The organism is Prochlorococcus marinus str. MIT 1214, from assembly GCF_027359355.1.
In the GTDB taxonomy this organism is placed as follows: Bacteria; Cyanobacteriota; Cyanobacteriia; order PCC-6307; family Cyanobiaceae; genus Prochlorococcus_B; species Prochlorococcus_B marinus_F.
This window is the reverse complement of the sequence record NZ_CP114777.1, coordinates 1-20,139: the sequence shown is the minus strand read 5'-3', so window position 1 is coordinate 20,139 and position 20,139 is coordinate 1. Positions and strand designations below refer to the sequence as shown.

The window sequence follows — 20,139 nt, the reverse complement described above, 5'->3', positions numbered from 1 at the left end:
TATTTAAGCGATAAGTCATGACCGTCTCTATTCTTCTAGATTCTTTGAAAGATGACGGACAAAGACTTTCTGAATGCAGACATGAAAGTCCATTTTCAATTCTTGGTCCTCAACCATTTAAAGATAAATGGATAATTCGAATATGGATGCCTGAAGCAAGTGCAGTTGAACTAATAATAAAAGAAAAAAAAATCCAGCTACAAAATCCAAACCACGAATGGATCTTTGAAGGAGTTATCGAAAAAGATCCTGGCACTGATTACCAAGTAAAGGTAAACAGAGGAGGCATTGAACATGTTCAAAATGATCCTTGGAGCTTCCGAAAAGAGTGGATGGGTGAAATAGATAGACATCTTTTCGCGGAAGGAAATCACCATCACATATGGCGAAAAATGGGGGCTCACCTTACAGAAATAGATAAAAAGCAAGGAGTTATGTTTTGCTTATGGGCGCCTCATGCAAAAAGCGTTTCTGTTATTGGTGATCTCAATTCGTGGGATGGCCGACATCACCCTATGCAAAAACGTCTGGGAGGAATTTGGGAACTATTTATACCTGGTCTAAGCGAGGGAGATTTATACAAATATGAAATCAGAACTGAAAAAGGACATTGCTACGAGAAAGCCGACCCATATGGTTTTCAACATGAAATAAGACCTGCAAAAAGCTCGGTCATATCAAAAATCGATTCATTTCAATGGAATGATCAGTCTTGGATATCCAATCGTGACAATAGAGATCCTTTAGAGCAACCAATATCGGTTTATGAAATGCATCTAGGGAGCTGGATGCATGCTTCCTCAGATGATCCATTTATCAACTCAAACGGAGAGCAGAGAGCCCCTGTCCCAGCAGCAGATATGAAGCCTGGCTCAAGATTGCTTACATACAAAGAGCTGGCAAATAAGGTCATTCCCTATGTCAAAGATAGAGGCTTCACTCATATCGAGCTTATGCCAATTTCAGAGCATCCTTTTGATGGCTCCTGGGGATATCAAGTTACTGGTTGGTATGCGCCTACAAGTAGATATGGATCACCAGATGAGTTTCGTGCCTTCGTTGATTCATGCCATAAAGAGGGGATAGGAATCATTCTCGATTGGGTACCAGGTCACTTCCCTAAAGATCAGCATGGACTTGCTTATTTTGACGGCAGCCATCTATACGAGCATTCAGATCCCAGAATTGGAGAGCACAAAGAATGGGGAACATTAATTTTCAATTACAGTCGAAATGAAGTTCGTAATTTTCTAGTTGCAAATTTAATTTTCTGGTTTGATCAATTTCATATAGATGGAATACGTGTTGATGCTGTTGCCTCAATGCTTTACAAAGACTATCTTCGTCCGGAGGGTGAATGGATACCTAATGAAGATGGAGGGAATGAAAATTTTGAAGCAGTCAGATTTCTGCAGCAGGCTAATCATGTTCTTTTTCAACATTTTCCAGGTGCACTTTCTATTGCCGAAGAATCAACCACATGGACAGGCGTAACGAAACCAACTGACATGGATGGACTTGGTTTCAACCTAAAATGGAACATGGGTTGGATGCACGATATGCTCGATTATTTTGAAATTGACCCATGGTTTAGACAATTTAATCAAAACAATATTACTTTCTCCATTTGTTATAACTTTACCGAAAACTTTATGCTTGCATTAAGCCACGATGAAGTTGTTCACGGGAAAAGTCATCTCTTACACAAGATGCCAGGCGATGACTGGCAGAAGTATGCAAATACACGAGCTTTGCTTGCATATATGTGGACACATCCAGGTAAAAAAACAATATTTATGGGAATGGAATTTGGTCAGCGGCAAGAATGGAATGTTTGGGATGATTTGCAATGGGATCTTCTAAATTATGAACCTCACAAAGGAATACAGAAATTAGTAGGTGATTTGAATACTTTATACAAAAGAGAACCAGCTTTATGGAGAAATGATTTTGACGAATATGGATTCCAGTGGATTGATTGCGATGATAATAAAAATTCAGTAATCAGTTTTATGAGAAGAGAAAAAACTGATGGAGAATGGTTAGTAATAGTTGCAAACTTTACCCCTCAAAACCATTCTAATTACAGAATAGGTGTGCCTGTTGATGGATTCTATGAAGAAATTTTCAATACAGATGCGAGTCAATATGGAGGCTCAAATCTAGGTAATATGGGGGGTAAATCAACAGATTTCTACAACATACATGGCTATGAAAATTCGATAGATCTTTGCCTTCCTCCTCTTAGCGTTCTGGTTCTAAAGCATAAATCCAAGAAGAATTAACCTTCCTCGAATAGAAATGTTTCAACCTTGCCTCAAAAACTAATTTCAACTGTCGTCTGGATGTAAAAATTCAAAAGGTATGACGAACTTTTGCAGAGAACGTATTTCATGATTTTCAAGTTACTGCTTCATGTAAGTTTTTCGATTAAAAGGACAAAATAATGAACGAAACTACTCCTTTACTACTTCGTGCCGCTCGCGGAGAAAATGTTGAAAGGCCACCGGTTTGGATGATGCGACAAGCAGGGAGATACATGAAGGTATATCGCGACCTGCGTGATAATCATCCAAGTTTTAGGGAAAGGTCCGAAAACCCCGATCTTTCTTATGAAATTTCAATGCAGCCTTTTAAAGCTTTTGAACCAGATGGAGTAATACTTTTTTCAGATATCTTGACTCCTCTTCCTGGAATGGGAATTAACTTTGACATCGTTGAAAGTAAAGGGCCCTTGATAAATGACCCAATAAGAAGCCTCAAACAGGTTAAAGACCTAAAGCCCCTTCAACCAGAAGAAAGCATGTCTTTTGTTGGTGATGTCCTTGGAAGGTTAAGGGAAAGCGTTGGGAACAAGGCTGCAGTTCTTGGATTTGTAGGTGCTCCATGGACTCTTGCTGCATATGTTGTAGAGGGGAAAAGCAGCAAAAATTATGCAGTTATAAAAGCGATGGCATTCCAAGAGCCAGAACTACTGCATCAACTTTTAAATCACTTTGCAGAATCAATTGCGAACTATTTGTCCTATCAAATCAAATCTGGGGCCCAAGTAGTTCAAATGTTTGACTCATGGGCAGGACAATTAAGTCCACAAGATTATGACAAATTTGCTGCGCCTTATCAACAAAAAGTAGTCAATTTAGTAAAAGAAAAACATCCAGATACACCTATGATTTTATACATCTCTGGCAGTGCGGGAGTTCTTGAAAGGATGGGAAAAACCGGAGTAGATATAGTCTCTCTAGATTGGACCGTTGACATGGCAGATGGACTAAAAAGGCTGCCTCAATCAGTGGGAGTCCAAGGGAATGTTGATCCAGGACTTTTGTTTGGTACTCCTGATGCGATCAAATCAAGAATTGTTGATGTAGTCAAAAAAGCAAAAGGTAGAAAACATATTCTTAACCTTGGTCATGGAATACTGCCTGGGACGCCGGAAGCAAATGCAAGGGTATTTTTCGAGACTGGTAAAAATGTCAATGAACTTATAAAAGTTTCGTCTTGAAAAACGAAATAATTCTGATCACTGGAGCAAGTGGATGTGTTGGGCAATACATAACAAATTGGCTAATCGAAAACTCAACTTCAGAATTATTTTTATTGGTTAGAGATCCAAAAAAAATAACTTCAATAAATTTAGAAAATCCTCGAATTAAAGTTTTAGTAGGAGATTTGAGACAATCAGATAAGTTCGAGAAAGAATTTTCAAAAGTCAACAGAGTTATTCATACAGCAACTGCTTGGGGTGATCCTAAAAGAGCCAAAGAAGTCAATATTAATGCAGTAAAAAATTTACTTAATTTACTAAATCCTTCAAATATCAAACAAATTATTTATTTCTCAACTGCAAGTGTTCTTGATAGGAACTTAAATTTATTACCAGAAGCTTTTACCTATGGAACAGAATACATACAAACGAAAGCACAATGCCTCAGAGAGCTTGAATCTCACAAGTTTGCTACGAGGATCATAGCTGTTTTCCCAACACTAGTTTTTGGCGGACGTTTAGACGGTAAAAGTAAATTCCCAACTAGTTATCTCACAGAAGGACTTAGAGATGCATTGAAATGGATCTGGCTTGCAAGATGGTTAAAATTCTTCTCAAGGTTTCATTTTATTCACGCAGCAGATATCGCATTCATTTGCGGGCATCTGGCTACCTCTGATTTCGAACCTGAACAACCTTTTACTGGCACTAAAATAAGGAAATTCGTTTTAGGGCAACCTTATATAAGTATAGATGTAGTAATTCAGACGCTTCTAAGGTGGAAAGGAATGAGTAAAGTCCCTCAAATCCCTCTTTGGACCTGGCTTGTTGAACTTTTAGTTATTTTACTCCCAATTCAAATTACAAACTGGGATAGATTTAGTCTTAGACAAAAACACTTTATACATGAGCCCGTAACCTCTCCTGAAACCTTTGGAGGTATCAGCTATGCCAAAACGCTAAGTCAAGTTTTACATAATTCTGGTTTAACTAAACACTAAAATGGTAAACAGAAGCTAAAGTAGTAAAATTAAAAAAAGAAAAGAATTAATTTCATGATTCGTTCTATTTCAACAGCTTTATTTGCTTTCTTTGCATTCCTTGTAATTGGCGTATCCAATGTGAATGCTTCAACTGTTGAAGTTAAGCTTGGCACCGATGCAGGAATGCTTGCTTTCGAACCAAGCACCCTAAACATAAGCGCTGGTGACACCGTAAAGTTTGTAAACAACAAACTTGCTCCTCATAATGCTGTTTTTGACGGAAATGATGATCTAAGTCATCCAGATTTAGCTTTTGCTCCAGGAGAATCTTGGGAGAGAACTTTTAACACTGCTGGAACATACGACTTTTACTGCGAGCCTCACAGGGGGGCTGGCATGGTTGGAAAAGTCGTAGTCAAATAAATCTTCAAAAGAATTTATTAAAGATGGGGCTACCCCATCTTTTTTTTTGAAAAAATATATTTTGGAATTCAATCAAAAGCTTGGAGCATAAATATTTTTTAAAAATAAACTATTGCAATTTTAAACATCAAAGAATTTATTGTTAGTTGCGAAAAAGTTTTAATTTGTAATCAGATGGAATGATTTTAATTTCGATAAAACTTCTAATCAATATAAATAATAGATCTTAAGTAGATAAAACTTACATATTTAAAATTAATCTAATTCGTTCCAAAAAATTAAAGTGATCTCACTAATATATTTTACAAAATCAAAAAGGTCGGTTTTCTTATATTTATACAATAAACAGATTTGAATAGTATCAAAGAATAAATTATTTTTAAGGATGAAGATTAATCCTGATGATTTTACTAACAGTGCTTGGCAAGGGATCATTGATGCAAAAGATATAGCATTAAATGAAAAACATCAGACTTTAGAAACAGAACATCTTCTTTGGTCTCTTTTAAAGAAAAATGAAATCGCAATAAAAGTAATAGAAAGGTCAGGCGGAAAAATAAAAATTCTACTCACAGAAATAGAGAAATTTACACAAAACCAACCAAAAATGCAAAAGGCTCAAGAATCAATTTTCTTTGGCAAAAACATGTCTTTTTCAATTTCAAGAGCAAAAAATATTAAAGAATCATTTAAAGATGATTTTATTTCAAGCGAACATTTAGTGATTTCCCTATTTGATGACGAGAGAGTTTGTCATAGGTTGTTTGAACAAAATCAAATCAACAAAAACAGCCTTCTTCAGGCTGTAAATGCTATTAGAGGTGACAAAAAAGTGACCCAGAAAAATGCTGAAGATAGCTACGAAGCACTTCAAAAGTACGGCCTAGACCTTACTTCTGCAGCCAGAGAGGGGAAACTAGATCCTGTAATTGGAAGAGATGAGGAAATCCGAAGAACGATTCAAATTCTTAGCCGTAGAACTAAAAATAATCCCGTATTAATTGGGGAAGCTGGCGTGGGTAAAACAGCAATTATTGAAGGTTTAGCACAAAGAATTATCAACGGAGATGTTCCTACATCCCTTGAGGACCGTCAGCTAATTTCCTTAGACATGGGGGCACTAATAGCAGGTGCAAAATTCCGTGGTGAATTTGAAGAGAGACTTAAGTCAGTTCTAAAAAATGTCACAGATTCAGAAGGAAAAATAATTTTGTTCATCGATGAAATACATACTGTCGTCGGAGCAGGCGCGAGTGGTGGTGCAATGGATGCTAGTAATCTCCTAAAACCAATGCTTGCTAGAGGGGAATTGAGATGTATTGGAGCAACAACCATCAATGAACATAGAGAAAATTTTGAGAAAGATCCTGCGCTGGAAAGAAGATTTCAGCAAATACTTGTAAAACAACCCTCAGTCCAAGATACGATTTCGATCTTACGTGGATTAAAAGAAAGATATGAAGTCCATCATGGTGTTCGTATCTCTGATAACGCTCTAATAGCTGCGGCGATATTGAGTGATAGGTATATATCCGAAAGATTTTTACCTGATAAAGCTATTGATCTAATAGATGAATCAGCCTCACGTTTAAAAATGGAAATAACATCAAAACCAGAAGAAATCGATGAGATTGATAGAAAAATCATCCAACTCGAGATGGAAAAATTATCTTTGGAAGGTGAGTCAGATACTTCAAGTAAAGATAGGCTCGAATTAATTACTACAGAACTAACATTATTAACAAAAAATCAAATTGAAGTAAACAAGAAATGGGAACAAGAAAAAGAGTCAATCGAAGAAATTTCAACACTTAAAGAAGAAATTGAGAAAGTACAACTAGAAATAGAAAAAGCAAAAAGGAATTATGACCTCAACAGGGCTGCTGAACTTGAATACGGGACCCTTGTAAATTTTCAACAAAATTTAAAATCTAAAGAACTTAATTTAAAAAATTCTTCTCAAAATGCCGAGAAATCACTTTTGAGAGAAGAAGTTATAGCCGATGATGTGGCTGAAATAATTGCAAAGTGGACATCTATCCCAGTTAAAAGACTTGCTCAAACTGAAATTGAGAAATTACTCAATCTTGAATCTGAACTTCATAAAAAAGTTATTGGTCAAAATAAAGCCGTTCAATCAATATCTTCTGCGATACAAAGATCCAGGACAGGACTTAGTGATCCAAACAGACCAATCGCAAGTTTTTTATTTTTGGGGCCGACAGGAGTGGGAAAAACAGAATTGTCTAAGGCTTTAGCTTCACAACTTTTTGATAGTGAAAATGCCCTAATTAGAATAGACATGTCTGAATATATGGAAAAGCACTCTATAAGTCGCTTGATTGGCGCTCCTCCTGGTTACGTTGGCTACGAAGCAGGTGGACAATTAACAGAAGCAATCAGAAGAAAACCTTATTGTGTTTTGCTATTCGATGAAATTGAAAAAGCACATAAAGATGTTTTCAATGTATTGCTACAAATACTTGACGAGGGCCGAGTGACTGATGGGCAAGGAAGAACAACAAACTTCAAAAATACTATTATTATTCTCACCAGTAATTTAGGAAGCGAATTAATCGTTGATAAGGATATAACGAATAATCTGTCGACAAATATAGATGAACTTATTAATCAAGAACTGAAATCAAATTTCAGACCTGAGTTTCTAAACAGACTTGATGAAATAATTAATTTCGAACCTCTCAAAAAAGAAACTTTACTTAAAGTAGTTGATTTACAATTAAATCGTTTAAGAGAAAGATTAGAAGCGAAAGGAATTGAGCTTGAGATAAATAATGATGTTCTATCTTTAATTACTGAAATTGGATATAATCCGAGCTATGGTGCTAGACCCTTAAAAAGAGTCATTCAAAAAGAATTAGAAAGTGAAATAGCAAAATATATATTAAAAGGTAAATACAAAGAAGGAAGCACAATCAAAATAGATAAGAAAGATTCAAAATTAATTTTCAACTAAAAATATAAGATCTGAAAGCAGATTACATCTTGACTAAAAGATTTTAAACTATCAAGGTTTAAACCACTCAGGGAAAAAGGTAAAACTAGCAGAATTAATTTCATTTTCATGTGCTATTGCTTTCCAACAACAAGCTCTAGCTTTCTCTCTTGAAAATAAAAAATCATTAGCCCATCCCCAAACCAATTCAGCAGTTGCCTCCATCCCAACATTTTTCATGACTCTAAGATTCAGTACTTCTTCAGAGTGAAGTTTTTTCCATGTTTCTAGAAAAGGATCATCAAAATTGACTAGAAAAGTATGATCAAAATGATCTCTTAACTTCTCTTCCAAAGGCCTCAGACTTGAAAAATCGACAACGAAGCCATTTAGATCAAGTTGATTTGAAGCAAAACAGAAGGTAAAGCTTCGACTGTATCCATGAACATAACGACAGTTTCCTTTATGTTTCCATTGACGGTGAGAGCATGGATAGTCTTTAAAATGCTTTGAGCAATTAAATGGAATATCTTTAATCGTCATAAAAAGATGAATAAAAAACCTATAGAGGATTAAATTTAAATAACTAGAGTTATAAAAAGCCTAATTGGCTTAATTAAAAATGCTTTTTATAGATAATCTACATTTTGATCAAAACGGATTGATCCCAGCCATAGCGCAAGATTGGCTTGATGGCTCAATTTTAATGATGGCATGGATGAACAAAGAATCCATTACGAAAACATTAGAATCTGGTGAAGTTCACTATTGGAGTCGTTCAAGGAAAGAGCTTTGGCACAAAGGAAAGACGAGTGGTCATTTTCAAAAATTGAAAGGAATTAGGACTGATTGCGATTCAGATACAATACTTTTATCAATTGAGCAAATTGGTTCAATCGCATGCCATACAGGGAAAAGAAGTTGTTTCTTTAAAGATTTAGAAACAAATGAAAACGTTCTTTACCCTCCATCTGATGCTTGTAGTGAATTATTCAAAGTCATAGAGAATCGTAAAAGTAATCCTGAGGAAGGAAGTTATACAAATAGTCTTCTGAAGGAAGGTGATAATAAAATCCTAAAAAAGATAGGAGAAGAAACAGCCGAATTTATTATGGCTTGTAAAGATAAAAATCCGATCTCAGTTGCTAATGAGGCTGCCGATCTACTTTTCCATCTGCAAGTTTCTCTAACCCACCAAAATGTTTCCTGGGAAGACGTTCTAAAAGTTTTAGTTAAAAGAAGAGGTGCTCCAAGAAGAACTCATTAGCAAAAAACTAACTCTTAAATTATTTATTTAAAAATTAATTGCTTTGGTAGAAAGACAAAGGATTATATTCTTAAAAAAGTCTTGAAAGAGAAAAAAACAAATCAATCGATTTTCTTAAATCTTTGGTAATTTATCGTTTCCCTAAAATAAGGGATAGCGCTTGGAAATAATTATTCGAGACTAAAAAATTATTATAGAGTTTTATAGATCAAAAAACTATTGTAAAAAGTCATTGATATCAAAGGTTTTGAGATATTCTAATTAGAAAATAATTTATTTAAACGCATTTTCAAGGAGCCAAGCAAAAAAACATATGAGCTTTCTTATGATTGAATTGACCTAGTTAAGGCATATAAAAATAGATAAAGGATAAATAATAAATTCCGAACACTTTATTACGCCTATTGAAAGTAAACAATTTCTCTCTAGGTTGTTAATACAAGGAGGAACAAATCGTGAGTTCATTAAGCGACTTTCTTGGAGAAATAGGAAGGCACGAATTGCTCACACCTGAGCAAGAGCTCACAATGGGTAGAGAAGTGCAGGCAATGGTTGCACTTAATGAACGCTGCCAACAAGCTGGAGGCAATGGCCCAGAGTGCGAATATTCAAAAGAAGAAAAGAAAACACTTAAAGCAGGTGAGCGTGCAAAGAATCTAATGATCACAGCTAATTTGAGGCTTGTTGTGAATTTAGCTAAACGTTATCAAGGGAAAGGTCTTGATTTGCTTGATTTGATTCAAGAAGGCACATTAGGATTAACAAGAGCTGTTGAGAAATACGATCCCAAAAGAGGGCATAGATTTTCAACTTACGCTTACTGGTGGATTAGACAAGGATTAAATAGAGCGTTGTCAACGCAAAGTAGAACCATAAGAATCCCTGTAAACATAAACGAAAAGCTAACAAAACTTCGTGCTGCAAAGTCTCAACTAATGCAAGAACTTGGGGTTCATCCCTCAACGAACCAAATAGCAATACAAATGAAAATTCCATTAGAGGAAGTCGAAGAATTGCTTGCATGCGAGTTGAGAAGTATCACAGTAAGTTTGCAAGGCGCAGTCAAATCTAAAGCAGATCCTTCAGAGCTTGTCGATATTCTTCCAAGTGAAGAAGTTCCTCCTATGGAACTAGCCGAATTAGCAGAAAGGAGTGCCTCAGCTTGGTCACTATTGGATAAATCAAATCTCACGCCCAAAGAGAGAACAATACTAAGTCTTCGATTTGGCCTAGATGGATCTAATGAATGGAGGACGTTAGCTGAAGTAGCTAGACAAATGAATTGCAGCAGAGAATATTGCAGACAAGTAGTTCAACGCGCATTAAGAAAATTGAGAAAGACAGGCATTCAAAGTGGCCTTTTAGAGACAAGTATTTAATTGTGGTTAGTTCAAGAAACCCAGATAACGAAATATTTGAAGCAGAAGTCCTTGAAAGTTATGTTATCGACGAGGGAATACTTAAAAAGATTTTATTAAGAGCAGGCAGAGCGATTGCACAGCCTGCTTTAGAAGGATTTGAACTTATCATGGATAATTCAACCCCCCCCCAGGTCAGAATATCCATAATGGGAGCACTTACTTATTTGATTGTTCCTGTTGATTTAATTCCTGACTTTATTCCTGCCTCTGGTTTTAGCGATGATCTTGTAGCTCTAACAGCTGTAATTAGTCTTTGGCAAAATTACATAACCCCCGAGATGAAATTCAGAGCAAAATCTAAGCTGGATAAATGGTTTCCTCTATGAGCAAAGAGCGCTGGTCAAAAGAGATTGAAGAAGATCTAATACTTCTTATTAAAGATTGGTTGAGGCAGACAGGTAGAACACAATCTGAACTTTGCCAAAGTCTTAATCTCCCTTCGGCAAGAATGCCAACTCTAGTTGAATTTTTAAAAAAAGATTTTTTCTCTGGTGGAATTCCAAGAATCGCAAGCAGACTTTGTGAAGTTGAAGAGTTCTGGACAAACGGTGAAGTAGGGAAAAAGAAAAAAAGTTTTGACTTGAATGCTTCGGGACAACTCGATCTTCTTGACGAGATTTGCGAGGATCTTTCAAAAATTAATTTCAATCAATAAAATATACAAAACAATGAACAAAAAATTAAGATATTTTTTTCTAATCAGTTTTTCTTGCATATTTTTTTATTTAAGTTTACCGAAAGAGCTAAATGCTTTTGAGGCAGATTTAGGGGAAAATCTTTTCAAAAACAACTGTGCTGGCTGTCACCTTAATGGCGGGAACATAATCAGGAGATCAAAGAATTTGAAGATTTCATCCTTAAAGCGTAATGGAATTGACAATCCAGAAGCCATAGCGAAGATAGCAAGACAAGGGATAGGGATAATGAGTGGTTATGAAGATGAGCTCAAAGACAATGGCGATCAAATTGTAGCTAATTGGGTCTGGGAACAAGCTCAAAAAGCTTGGGTCCAGGAGTAAATCTCGAAATCAGTCCATATTCCTTTTCTCCAGTAAATGTCCTCTTTGATAAGACTTCTTATGTGTTCAATGTCCTCAGATTTAAATATCCCAAAAACATGTTTATTACATTTTGTTGGTCCTAATGTTATTAATATACCTTCTTTCTTGAGTAAGGAAAGCCTGTGAAGATGCTCCTCCCTAAAGGGTGCTCTCTTTATTAGAGCATCTTGACAGTAAGATCCAAAGAGTACAAATTGATCCATAACTCTAAGTTAGACAAAGACGAGACTTCACAAGATAAAATATAGACAATTCAATTTTCAACTTGATCTGTTGCTATTTAAACAATATTAATTAGTGGCGGCTCTTAGTTCCTTACAAAAAGAACCAGCTTCTTCGACTTTCATTCCGATAGAGGCATTAGCAATTCTTTTAACTAAAGCACTACCAACAATTGCGCCATCAGCGCCCCATTCTCTAACTTGTTTAATATGCTTTACCTCCGAGATTCCAAAACCCACAGCAATTGGACTAGATGAAGAGTGTTTTAGGTGTTTAACAAGAGTTCCAACATTATCTTCCAGCGACGACCTTTCTCCTGTCACCCCAGTAACACTAACAAGATAAGTAAATCCATTAGAGGTCTCTGCGATTTTTTTCATACGATCCTTGGGTGTTGTAGGAGCAACAAGCAAAACCAAATCAATTTCTTTAGATTCAGCTATATCAGAAAGCTTTTCTGCTTCCTCTAAAGGAAGATCCGGCACTACAAGTCCTGAAACACCTACTTCCGAAGCTTGTGAGCAAAATTCTTCCAGACCTTTATTAATAAGTGGATTGGAGTAAGTAAATAAAATTATTGGTATTGTCAATTGATCTCTCAATTCAGACAACATTTTAAAAACCCTATCAGGAGAAGTTCCTGCAGAGAGAGCTCGAGAAGCTGCTAATTGAATAATCGGGCCATCTGCTAAAGGATCACTGTATGGAATGCCTAGCTCAATCATGTCAGCACCATTTACCTGAAGTTCTAACAAAATCTTTGCTGTAGTTTCCAAATCAGGGTCACCTGCCATGAGGAAAGGCATTAATGCAATTCTTTTCTCCTTTTTTATTTTTGAAAAAGACTTACTGATATTTGTACTTTTCAATGTTCTAAGCCTTAGGTATCTATATTTTTTATCATTTTTGTATCCCTAAGAGAAAAAATTATTGAGATTTAGTAATTAAAACTTAAGTTTGTTCAATACTTTCCTCCTCAATGGTTTTTAGTAATTCAACTTTTTCTTCATCCGTCATGGTCTCAAATTTTTCTCTAATTTTTTCATCAGTCAATTTTTCATAAGCCTCTCTGTATCTTTTACGTTGCTCCATAAAAGTCATATTTCCAGAAAAAACTCTAAAAAGGTAAGAAGCGGTCCATGCAAAAATAATTAAAATTAATATTGTCTGTGCTGCAATACCAGCTGATATTGATTCAAATCCAAGTAACTGAAAAACTTCATATCCCAAGCCGCCAATAACAAAAACAATCAAACCTATTTGAAAAACCTGTGCTCTTGTCAAAGTTAAAACTCCTCTTTTCCATTCATTCTTAAATTAAGAAACGGTGCAAACAAAACCATTCCAGGGAAGAAAAGAAACACAAGTCCATATATAAAAAGACGTTCTAACTTTCCCATAACATTCCAACGATTATTCATCCAATAAAAAAGAAACAAAGGAACTACCAATAAATACATCCCTCCCAATACCGCATAAGAAGATAATGTAATTATTGGATTAACCGCTCCCATTAATCCAAAAGGTATTAAAAACACAATCAAGATAGAAAACATAATGGGAGTGGGGGGACTTGAACCCCCACGGCCAAAAAGCGGCCAACAGATTTTAAGTCTGGTGCGTCTACCAATTCCGCCACACTCCCCAGTGATAGCAAGGATTGTCAAAATGCTAGAGATTCAACTCTAAGCCATATACATATTAGCGTAAACGTATGTGCTTAAATCAGTACTCTTAAGAATGTCTAGAGTTAAACAATCTTTGGAAGAATCATTCACCAATCTCACTAAACATCCCCGATTACCCAGCTAAGAGTTTCTCCTGAATGAAATGGTTTTACAAAATCATTGGGGTCACCATCTAGTCCAACATCAATCACTTGAGGTACGGAAATATCTTTTTTAACTAAAGTTATTCTCTCTGTGTTTAAAGGTAATCCATAAAAAGTTGCTCCATTAATACTTGCAAAAGCTTCAAATCTATCTAGGGCATTTTCTTCTTCGAAAACTTGTAAATAGCTTTCCAAAGCGAAAGGGGCATTAAAGATTCCTGCACATCCACATGAGCTTTCCTTAAATCTTCGGGTGTGAGGCGCTGAATCAGTTCCAAGGAAAAAGCAAGGTTTACCGCTGGTAGCCGCTTGTCTTAGGGCAATACGATGAATTTCACGTTTAGCGGTGGGTAAGCAATAAAAATCACTCCTTAATCCACCATTGAACATTGCGTTTCGATTGATATGTAGATGATGAGGTGTAATTGTAGCGGCTATATCAAACTCACTGTTTTCTACAAAGTCAATTGCATCAATGGTCGTGATGTGTTCTAAAACCACTTTAAGTGATGAAAATCTTCGTAATAATGGTTCAAGATGACGCTCAATAAAAACAGCTTCTCTATCAAACACATCAACATTGAAATCGGTCACTTCTCCATGAATCAATAATGGCATACCAATCCTTTCCATCGTCTCAAATAAATTGTCGATTTTACTTATATCTGTAACCCCATAAGAGGAATTAGTTGTCACATTAGCTGGGTAGAGCTTTGCCCCATGAAAAACAGCTTCTCTAAAGCCTCTCTCTAAAACCTCCGTAGACATATCATCTGTAAGATATGCTGTCATTAATGGAGTAAAAGAAACACCTTCAGGGATAGACTGAATAATTCTTTTTTTATACTCTTGTGCTTGGTTTAAAGTAGTTATTGGCGGATCAAGATTAGGCATAATGATTGCACGGCAAAAAACATCAGTGGTATGACTTAAAACGCCTTTAAGAATCTTTCCATCTCTCAAATGCAGATGCCAATCATCCGGCTTTAATAATGAGATTTGATTCACAGACGCAATCACAGGATTAAAGCTTTTTCAATATATATCTTATGCAACCTTGGTCTATAAGTCTTCAAGTATCAATAAAGAGCTAAGATATTAAGATAATACCAAATGGAAATAATATAAATTAATTCACGAATTTAGTTTCTCAATAAACTACTCAATTATGCCATCAATATTATTGTCATTTCTAGAGCTTATTACTGGGATACTTTTACTTTTTAGCGGTGGGGAGTTCTTTATTCAAGGATCTGTAGCTTTGGCCTTAATCCTTGGGATCCCTCAACTAGTTATAGGTTTAACAATAGTGTCTCTAGGGACAAGTGCACCTGAACTATTTGTGAGTGTTAGCTCCTCCCTGACTGGATCAGATAGTCTGGCTTTGAGCAACATTGTTGGCAGCAACATTTTCAATGTGATGGTAGTTCTGGGAGGAAGTGCACTTTTACGACCTTTAAAAGTTGAAAGTCGTCTTGTAAGGAGAGACATACCTCTTCTTTTGGCAGTCTCAACTGCCGTTTGGGGGATGGCCGCTTCAGAGCTGATAACTTGGCAATTTGGAGTAGCTTTGATAGTTGCGCTAATAATAAATACCACTTGGGAAATTCGCACAGCAAGAGAGGAACCTCAAAAAACCCAAGAAGCAGAGCCAGAAATCAATATGGAAAAAGACTCAACAAGTTTATTAAATGCAGGCGTGAAATTATTAGGTGGCATTTTCTTGCTAACTCTTGGATCACGGCTGTTAATAGAAGGCGCATCTACAATTGCAGGATTATTAGGGGTAAGCGAAGCTATAATTGGATTAACGATAGTTTCACTGGGGACCTCTTTACCTGAGTTAATCACTTCATTAGTGGCCGCTATTCGTGGTCAAACTGATCTAGCAATAGGCAATGTAATTGGAAGTTGTTTATTAAATCAATTACTAGTTTTAGGTAGCTGTTCTGTATTATCTAGAGGCAGTGGTTTAGTTGTTGAGAATTTACTAATAACTAAGGATATTCCTATCATGGTGATTACTACACTTGCGTGCATGCCAATTTTTTGGACAAAAGGAATAATAAGTAGAGGAGAAGGTGGGGTTTTATTGGGATTGTATATGCTTTACATTGCAGAAAAAATAATACCTCTAACTCTACCAACTTTACATTCAGCATTCAAAGAATTAGTTTTTATCGCCATATCATTATCAATAATAATAATAATCTATAAAACAATTGCTTACTGGTTAAGGCTAAGGAAAAGCTCTAATAACTAATGCATTTATTTAAATCATCTCATTGTCACGAATTCCTCGGCTATTGTAGGATGCAATGCCATTGTATTATCAAAATCAGATTTTTCAGCTCCTAGCATTAGTGAGATTGATGCCATCTGTATAATCTCAGATGAATTATCACCAATCATATGGCATCCCAAAACTTTATTATTATTTTTATCAACTATTAGCTTTAAAATACATTTAGAGCCAGTCTTTGGTAATGATTTAGATAAGGGTCTAAAAATTGATCTATATACTTTAATGTTATCTTTCCCCATCGACTGGACAGCCTTCTCTTCAGTCATGCCCACAGAAGCTATTTCAGGCTGACTAAATACGGCATAAGGAACAAAATCATAGTTAACCTTATGATCTGATTCGCCATAATTTCTATCAGCAAACTTTCTACCCTCATCAATTGCGACAGGTGTTAAGTTGATCCTGTCAGTTACATCTCCAATAGCAAAGATATTAGAAATATTTGTTTTACTTTCACTATCAACTTTAATTTTATTTTCAAGAATTTCTATTCCCGCTTGTTCTAACTTCAACCCCTCTAAAAATGGCTCTCTACCAGTAGCGAAAAGCAATCCATTCGAGTCAAATTCTTTACCTGTATCTGTTTTTATAATTAAAGATCCAGGAGTTCCTTTTAGTGAAGAAATATTCTCACCAAAGTTTATGTTAATTCCTTTATTTTTCATTGCCTCGGTTAATGCTGAAGAAAGTTCAAAGTCAAATCCTCTTAAGATCCGATCACCTCGAACTAATTGAGTAACCTCAACACCTAAACCGTGCAATATGCATGCAAATTCGCATGCAATATAGCCTGCACCAACAATTGTAATTTTTTTCGGAAAGCTTTTAAGAAGAAACATATCATCACTTGTCCAACCTAAAGATGCCCCCTCGATACTTGGTCTTTTAGGCCTCCCTCCCACTGCAATCAAAATTCTTTCTCCATAAAGTTCATTTAAAGTCTCTCCATTTATTCGATTTTTAATTGCGATACAATTTGAATTTTTAAATTCACCCCAACCTTTAAAAAGCTCAACATTAGCCTTATTTAGAAAATTCTCGTGTAATTCATTCAGCCTTTGCACTTCCTTTCGAACATTAGCTAATAAAGTCTCTGACTTGATCTTTAAATTATCAAAATCAAAACCATAAGATGATGCCGACAAAAAACTCTCTAAAAGAGAAGAGCCACAAACTAATAATTTTTTAGGAACACAACCTCTTATTACACACGTTCCTCCGACAAGATCTCCCTCGATGATCGCGACAGATGCTCCATAACTGGCTGCTTTCTTTGCAGCAGCTAAGCCACCGGATCCTGCACCAATGACAATTAAATCAAAAGATTTTTTCAAATTTGCAACCTAGTATTATTTCCCTATTCTCCTTTAAATAAATGAATCCAACCAGAAATGCAATGAGTTGGGAAGAATTAGCAATATATACAGCTGATCCTATTGATCAAATCAATGGGTTAAACAACCCATATTCCTCACTTCGTCTTTTTAAAAAAAATGAGTCCGAGGCAATTGTTACTCTTTACAGAGACAATCATGCTTGGTGTCCTTATTGCCAAAAAGTTTGGATTTGGTTAGAGCTTAAAAAAATTCCTTACCGGATTAAAAAAGTCACAATGCGTTGCTACGGAGAAAAAGAAAGATGGTATTTAAAAAAAGTGCCCTCAGGAATGCTCCCCGCAATAGAAATTGAAAATCATGTAATCACAGAAAGTGATGAAATCTTATTTGCATTAGAAGAAATTTATGGTCCTTTAGGTCAATCTCTAAATGAGAAGAAAGTCTTAGAGAATAGGAGACTTGAAAGAGAACTATTTTCATCATGGTGTAACTGGTTATGTCGCAACTCTTTTTCCCAAGCCCAAGAAGATGAAAAGAGAGAGAATTTCAAAAATGTTGCCAAAAAATTTGAAAAAGAAATAGAAAAAAATGCTTCAGGATGGCTAACACCAATCTCATCAAAAAATGGTGAAAAGCCTGGATCAGCAGATGTAATTTTCATTCCATATGTGGAAAGAATGAATGCCTCATTGGCTTACTACAAAGGATATTCACTTAGAAAAGAGCACCCTTTTATAAATACATGGCTTAAAAATCTTGAAAAGCTTGAGGAATATAGAGGGACTCAGGGAGATTTTCACACTCATGCTCATGATTTACCTCCTCAAATGGGAGGTTGCTTTACTTATTCAAATACAAACCAAAAATTATTTGCCAAAGAAATTGATATAGGTTCTGGATTAGGGGAATTAGAACTAGTAGATTTCAACGTTGATCAAGAATTGGAACAACAATTTGAGGCATTAGCTTTAGAAAGAGTTATCAAACATAAAGAAAGGATCATTGCTGTTAGCCCCATGAAAAATAAATTATTTGATCAGCCATTGAGAGCAGCCTTAACTTCTATGATTTTAAAAAAAGATTGCCACCCAGAAAAGAATAGTGCCTCTGCATTACGTTACCTCCGAGATAGAATTTCAGTTCCAAGAGATATGCCTTTATTATCCGGAAGATTATTTAGGCAAGCACTTGAACGCACAGCAAATCTTGATGGTAGTGATCAAGGTCCTAAAATACCTACAAGAAATAGGCTAGATCAAAATCCTATACAGTTTAATTAAAAAATCTGAAATCCCTCTAACTATCGAATCTTAAATTTAACGGCGTTTTCGTGAATCGATCTGAAGAAGATCCTTTACCTTTTGAACTTGACTTGCCAATTGCGGCTCACTTTTTAATTTCTTTTCTACTTGTTCTATGGCATACATAACTGTTGTATGATCTTTCCCCCCGAAAGACTCTCCAATACGAGGAAGACTTAAATCTGTCCCGTGGCGCATTAAATACATACCTACCTGCCTTGCCTGACTAACAGGTCTACGTCTACTTGAACTACGCATTTCCTCCTCCGTGACTCCAAAGACTTCAGCTACTTTTTCTAGTACTTGTTTAGGCCTAACTTCTACTCCTTGTCCAGTAGGATCAAGCATAGGTGCTACTGATTCGACTGTCATTGGCAAGCCAGTTATTGAAGCAAATGCCACAGCACGAGTAAAAGCCCCCTCTAACTCCCTAATATTAGACGTGAATCGTCCAGCTATAAACTGAATCAAATCTCTTGGTAAACGCATCCTTTCATGCTCAGCTTTTTTTTGTAATATTGCCATTCTCGTCTCTAAATCAGGTGCTTGAATATCTGCGATTAGTCCCATTGAGAATCTTGAAATTAATCGTTCTTGCAAACGAGGTATTTGACTTGGAGGCCTGTCACTTGTAAGAACAATTTGCCTGCCTGCCTCATGCAAAGCATTAAAAGTATGAAAAAATTCTTCCTGTGTATATTCTTTGCCCTCTATAAATTGAATATCATCAACCAGTATCAAATCAGCTTCTCGATACCTATTTCTAAAAGCTTGCATTCCATCTTTTCTAATCGCAACTATTAAATCATTAGTAAAAGTCTCAGTAGAAACGTATGCAACCTTTGCTTCTGGATCGATTTCTAACCTGTAGTGGCCAATAGATTGCATGAGATGGGTTTTACCTAGACCAACCCCTCCACAAATAAATAACGGATTAAACTCTCGGCCAGGAGCCTCCGCTACTGCCATTGCAGCGGCATGAGCCATCCGACTATTAGGACCTACGACAAACCTATTGAAATTATATCGAAGATTTAAACTCGGTAAGAATTTTTTTACTGGGGCTTGCTTCGATTTGATGGCTGAATTATGTCTCGCGTCAATTGAATTATTTTCTTGATTTGATAAGGTCTTTTTCTGATTAGTTTTGTTTGATGAATATTCTTCCTTAACTTTTATATAAACTTTAACTTCATCACCATAAATCTCTGATGCGATCTCTTCAATTTTATGAGAATAATTTTTCCTTAACCAATCACTAGAAAAGCTGTTTGGAGCTAGCAAGGTCAAGCTTCCACCTTTGAAATCAAAGAATTCAGCAGGACGTATCCATGTCTCATATGAAGGTTTACTTAAGTTCTTTTGCAGTAATTGCTGCACCTTCGTCCATAGCTCATTCCGAGTTGGCACATGCATTACCTAATGGAATATGATTTTAGCCAAAAACTTTAATCAGTCATTCTTAAATTTGGGAATCCAGTTGTAAATTTGAATTGAACGATCGCAAAAATTAACTATCGCAATGGATTATGAAGATAAAGGCAA

Annotated in this window: 20 protein-coding genes and 1 tRNA gene; 12 read left to right on the top strand and 9 right to left on the bottom strand. The window is 35.9% G+C overall.

Features of this window, described 5'->3' with window-relative positions; all coding sequences use genetic code 11:
• The first annotated feature begins 17 nt into the window (after positions 1-17).
• The 5 genes from glgB to clpB all read left to right on the top strand — a co-directional run bounded on the left by glgB (position 18) and on the right by clpB (position 7,870).
• On the top strand, positions 18-2,285 hold the full coding sequence (gene glgB, locus O5639_RS00105) for a 1,4-alpha-glucan branching protein GlgB (RefSeq protein ID WP_269624504.1): 2,268 nt from the start codon (positions 18-20) through the stop codon (positions 2,283-2,285).
• Between the two features lie 161 nt (positions 2,286-2,446).
• Complete coding sequence (gene hemE, locus O5639_RS00100) at positions 2,447-3,505, top strand: uroporphyrinogen decarboxylase (RefSeq protein WP_269624503.1); 1,059 nt, start codon at positions 2,447-2,449, stop codon at positions 3,503-3,505.
• Positions 3,502-4,488, top strand: a complete 987-nt coding sequence (locus tag O5639_RS00095) for an NAD-dependent epimerase/dehydratase family protein (RefSeq protein ID WP_269624502.1) — start codon at positions 3,502-3,504, stop codon at positions 4,486-4,488. Before hemE ends, O5639_RS00095 begins: the two co-directional genes overlap by 4 nt.
• A gap of 54 nt (positions 4,489-4,542) precedes the next feature.
• Complete coding sequence (gene petE, locus O5639_RS00090; protein ID WP_269624501.1) at positions 4,543-4,893, top strand: plastocyanin; 351 nt, start codon at positions 4,543-4,545, stop codon at positions 4,891-4,893.
• A gap of 385 nt (positions 4,894-5,278) precedes the next feature.
• Positions 5,279-7,870: an ATP-dependent chaperone ClpB gene (gene clpB, locus O5639_RS00085; RefSeq protein ID WP_269624500.1), complete on the top strand. Its 2,592-nt coding sequence runs from the start codon at positions 5,279-5,281 to the stop codon at positions 7,868-7,870.
• Between the two features lie 51 nt (positions 7,871-7,921).
• On the opposite strand, the gene O5639_RS00080 is transcribed toward clpB, so the two are convergent.
• Positions 7,922-8,392, bottom strand: coding sequence for a 6-carboxytetrahydropterin synthase (locus O5639_RS00080; RefSeq protein ID WP_269624499.1), 471 nt, complete (start codon positions 8,390-8,392; stop codon positions 7,922-7,924).
• A gap of 79 nt (positions 8,393-8,471) precedes the next feature.
• Here O5639_RS00080 and hisIE point away from each other — a divergent pair, with 79 nt between their 5' ends.
• The 5 genes from hisIE (at position 8,472) to O5639_RS00055 (ending at position 11,556) form a co-directional block, all read left to right on the top strand.
• On the top strand, positions 8,472-9,116 hold the full coding sequence (gene hisIE, locus O5639_RS00075) for a bifunctional phosphoribosyl-AMP cyclohydrolase/phosphoribosyl-ATP diphosphatase HisIE (RefSeq protein ID WP_269624498.1): 645 nt from the start codon (positions 8,472-8,474) through the stop codon (positions 9,114-9,116).
• A gap of 455 nt (positions 9,117-9,571) precedes the next feature.
• Positions 9,572-10,495, top strand: coding sequence for a sigma-70 family RNA polymerase sigma factor (locus tag O5639_RS00070; protein ID WP_269624497.1), 924 nt, complete (start codon positions 9,572-9,574; stop codon positions 10,493-10,495).
• Positions 10,496-10,497: 2 nt separating this feature from the next.
• Positions 10,498-10,863, top strand: a complete 366-nt coding sequence (locus O5639_RS00065; RefSeq protein WP_269624496.1) for a YkvA family protein — start codon at positions 10,498-10,500, stop codon at positions 10,861-10,863.
• On the top strand, positions 10,860-11,192 hold the full coding sequence (locus tag O5639_RS00060) for a hypothetical protein (protein ID WP_269624495.1): 333 nt from the start codon (positions 10,860-10,862) through the stop codon (positions 11,190-11,192). Before O5639_RS00065 ends, O5639_RS00060 begins: the two co-directional genes overlap by 4 nt.
• 13 nt (positions 11,193-11,205) lie before the next feature.
• A complete protein-coding gene (locus O5639_RS00055) occupies positions 11,206-11,556 on the top strand; it encodes a c-type cytochrome (RefSeq protein WP_269624494.1) in 351 nt (116 codons plus the stop codon).
• Here O5639_RS00055 and O5639_RS00050 read toward each other — a convergent pair.
• The 6 genes from O5639_RS00050 to pyrC form a co-directional block, all read right to left on the bottom strand.
• Positions 11,532-11,801 carry a YciI family protein gene (locus O5639_RS00050; RefSeq protein WP_269624493.1) on the bottom strand — a complete coding sequence of 90 codons (270 nt, stop codon included), beginning with the start codon at positions 11,799-11,801 and terminating at the stop codon, positions 11,532-11,534. The genes O5639_RS00055 and O5639_RS00050 overlap by 25 nt on opposite strands.
• 87 nt (positions 11,802-11,888) lie before the next feature.
• On the bottom strand, positions 11,889-12,689 hold the full coding sequence (gene trpA / locus O5639_RS00045; protein ID WP_269624492.1) for a tryptophan synthase subunit alpha: 801 nt from the start codon (positions 12,687-12,689) through the stop codon (positions 11,889-11,891).
• 82 nt (positions 12,690-12,771) lie between these two features.
• Positions 12,772-13,104, bottom strand: coding sequence for a DUF3007 family protein (locus tag O5639_RS00040; protein ID WP_269624491.1), 333 nt, complete (start codon positions 13,102-13,104; stop codon positions 12,772-12,774).
• Positions 13,105-13,106: 2 nt separating this feature from the next.
• Entirely contained in the window at positions 13,107-13,376 is a 270-nt protein-coding gene (ndhL, locus tag O5639_RS00035) for an NAD(P)H-quinone oxidoreductase subunit L (RefSeq protein ID WP_269624490.1), read from the bottom strand.
• Between the two features lie 2 nt (positions 13,377-13,378).
• Positions 13,379-13,465, bottom strand: a tRNA-Leu gene (locus tag O5639_RS00030).
• A 141-nt stretch (positions 13,466-13,606) separates the two neighbouring features.
• Positions 13,607-14,671, bottom strand: coding sequence for a dihydroorotase (gene pyrC / locus O5639_RS00025; protein WP_269624489.1), 1,065 nt, complete (start codon positions 14,669-14,671; stop codon positions 13,607-13,609).
• A 148-nt stretch (positions 14,672-14,819) separates the two neighbouring features.
• Here pyrC and O5639_RS00020 point away from each other — a divergent pair, with 148 nt between their 5' ends.
• On the top strand, positions 14,820-15,914 hold the full coding sequence (locus O5639_RS00020; RefSeq protein ID WP_269624488.1) for a calcium/sodium antiporter: 1,095 nt from the start codon (positions 14,820-14,822) through the stop codon (positions 15,912-15,914).
• 14 nt (positions 15,915-15,928) lie between these two features.
• On the opposite strand, the gene gorA is transcribed toward O5639_RS00020, so the two are convergent.
• Entirely contained in the window at positions 15,929-17,290 is a 1,362-nt protein-coding gene (gorA, locus tag O5639_RS00015) for a glutathione-disulfide reductase (RefSeq protein WP_269624487.1), read from the bottom strand.
• 41 nt (positions 17,291-17,331) lie between these two features.
• Here gorA and O5639_RS00010 point away from each other — a divergent pair, with 41 nt between their 5' ends.
• A complete protein-coding gene (locus tag O5639_RS00010) occupies positions 17,332-18,573 on the top strand; it encodes a glutathione S-transferase N-terminal domain-containing protein (RefSeq protein ID WP_269624486.1) in 1,242 nt (413 codons plus the stop codon).
• Between the two features lie 36 nt (positions 18,574-18,609).
• On the opposite strand, the gene dnaA is transcribed toward O5639_RS00010, so the two are convergent.
• Entirely contained in the window at positions 18,610-20,010 is a 1,401-nt protein-coding gene (gene dnaA / locus O5639_RS00005) for a chromosomal replication initiator protein DnaA (protein WP_269624485.1), read from the bottom strand.
• Between the last annotated feature and the right edge of the window lie 129 nt (positions 20,011-20,139).

Bases quoted from the DNA above. Each gene is read 5' to 3' on its own strand.
- hemE (WP_269624503.1), top strand. From the start codon at position 2,447: ATGAACGAAACTACTCCTTTACTACTTCGTGCCGCTCGCGGAGAAAAT.
- O5639_RS00010 (WP_269624486.1), top strand. From the start codon at position 17,332: ATGAATCCAACCAGAAATGCAATGAGTTGGGAAGAATTAGCAATATAT.
- petE (WP_269624501.1), top strand. From the start codon at position 4,543: ATGATTCGTTCTATTTCAACAGCTTTATTTGCTTTCTTTGCATTCCTT.
- clpB (WP_269624500.1), top strand. From the start codon at position 5,279: ATGAAGATTAATCCTGATGATTTTACTAACAGTGCTTGGCAAGGGATC.
- glgB (WP_269624504.1), top strand. From the start codon at position 18: ATGACCGTCTCTATTCTTCTAGATTCTTTGAAAGATGACGGACAAAGA.
- O5639_RS00060 (WP_269624495.1), top strand. From the start codon at position 10,860: ATGAGCAAAGAGCGCTGGTCAAAAGAGATTGAAGAAGATCTAATACTT.
- O5639_RS00050 (WP_269624493.1), bottom strand. From the start codon at position 11,801: ATGGATCAATTTGTACTCTTTGGATCTTACTGTCAAGATGCTCTAATA.
- dnaA (WP_269624485.1), bottom strand. From the start codon at position 20,010: ATGCATGTGCCAACTCGGAATGAGCTATGGACGAAGGTGCAGCAATTA.
- ndhL (WP_269624490.1), bottom strand. From the start codon at position 13,376: ATGTTTTCTATCTTGATTGTGTTTTTAATACCTTTTGGATTAATGGGA.
- hisIE (WP_269624498.1), top strand. From the start codon at position 8,472: ATGCTTTTTATAGATAATCTACATTTTGATCAAAACGGATTGATCCCA.
- O5639_RS00055 (WP_269624494.1), top strand. From the start codon at position 11,206: ATGAACAAAAAATTAAGATATTTTTTTCTAATCAGTTTTTCTTGCATA.
- O5639_RS00020 (WP_269624488.1), top strand. From the start codon at position 14,820: ATGCCATCAATATTATTGTCATTTCTAGAGCTTATTACTGGGATACTT.
- O5639_RS00080 (WP_269624499.1), bottom strand. From the start codon at position 8,392: ATGACGATTAAAGATATTCCATTTAATTGCTCAAAGCATTTTAAAGAC.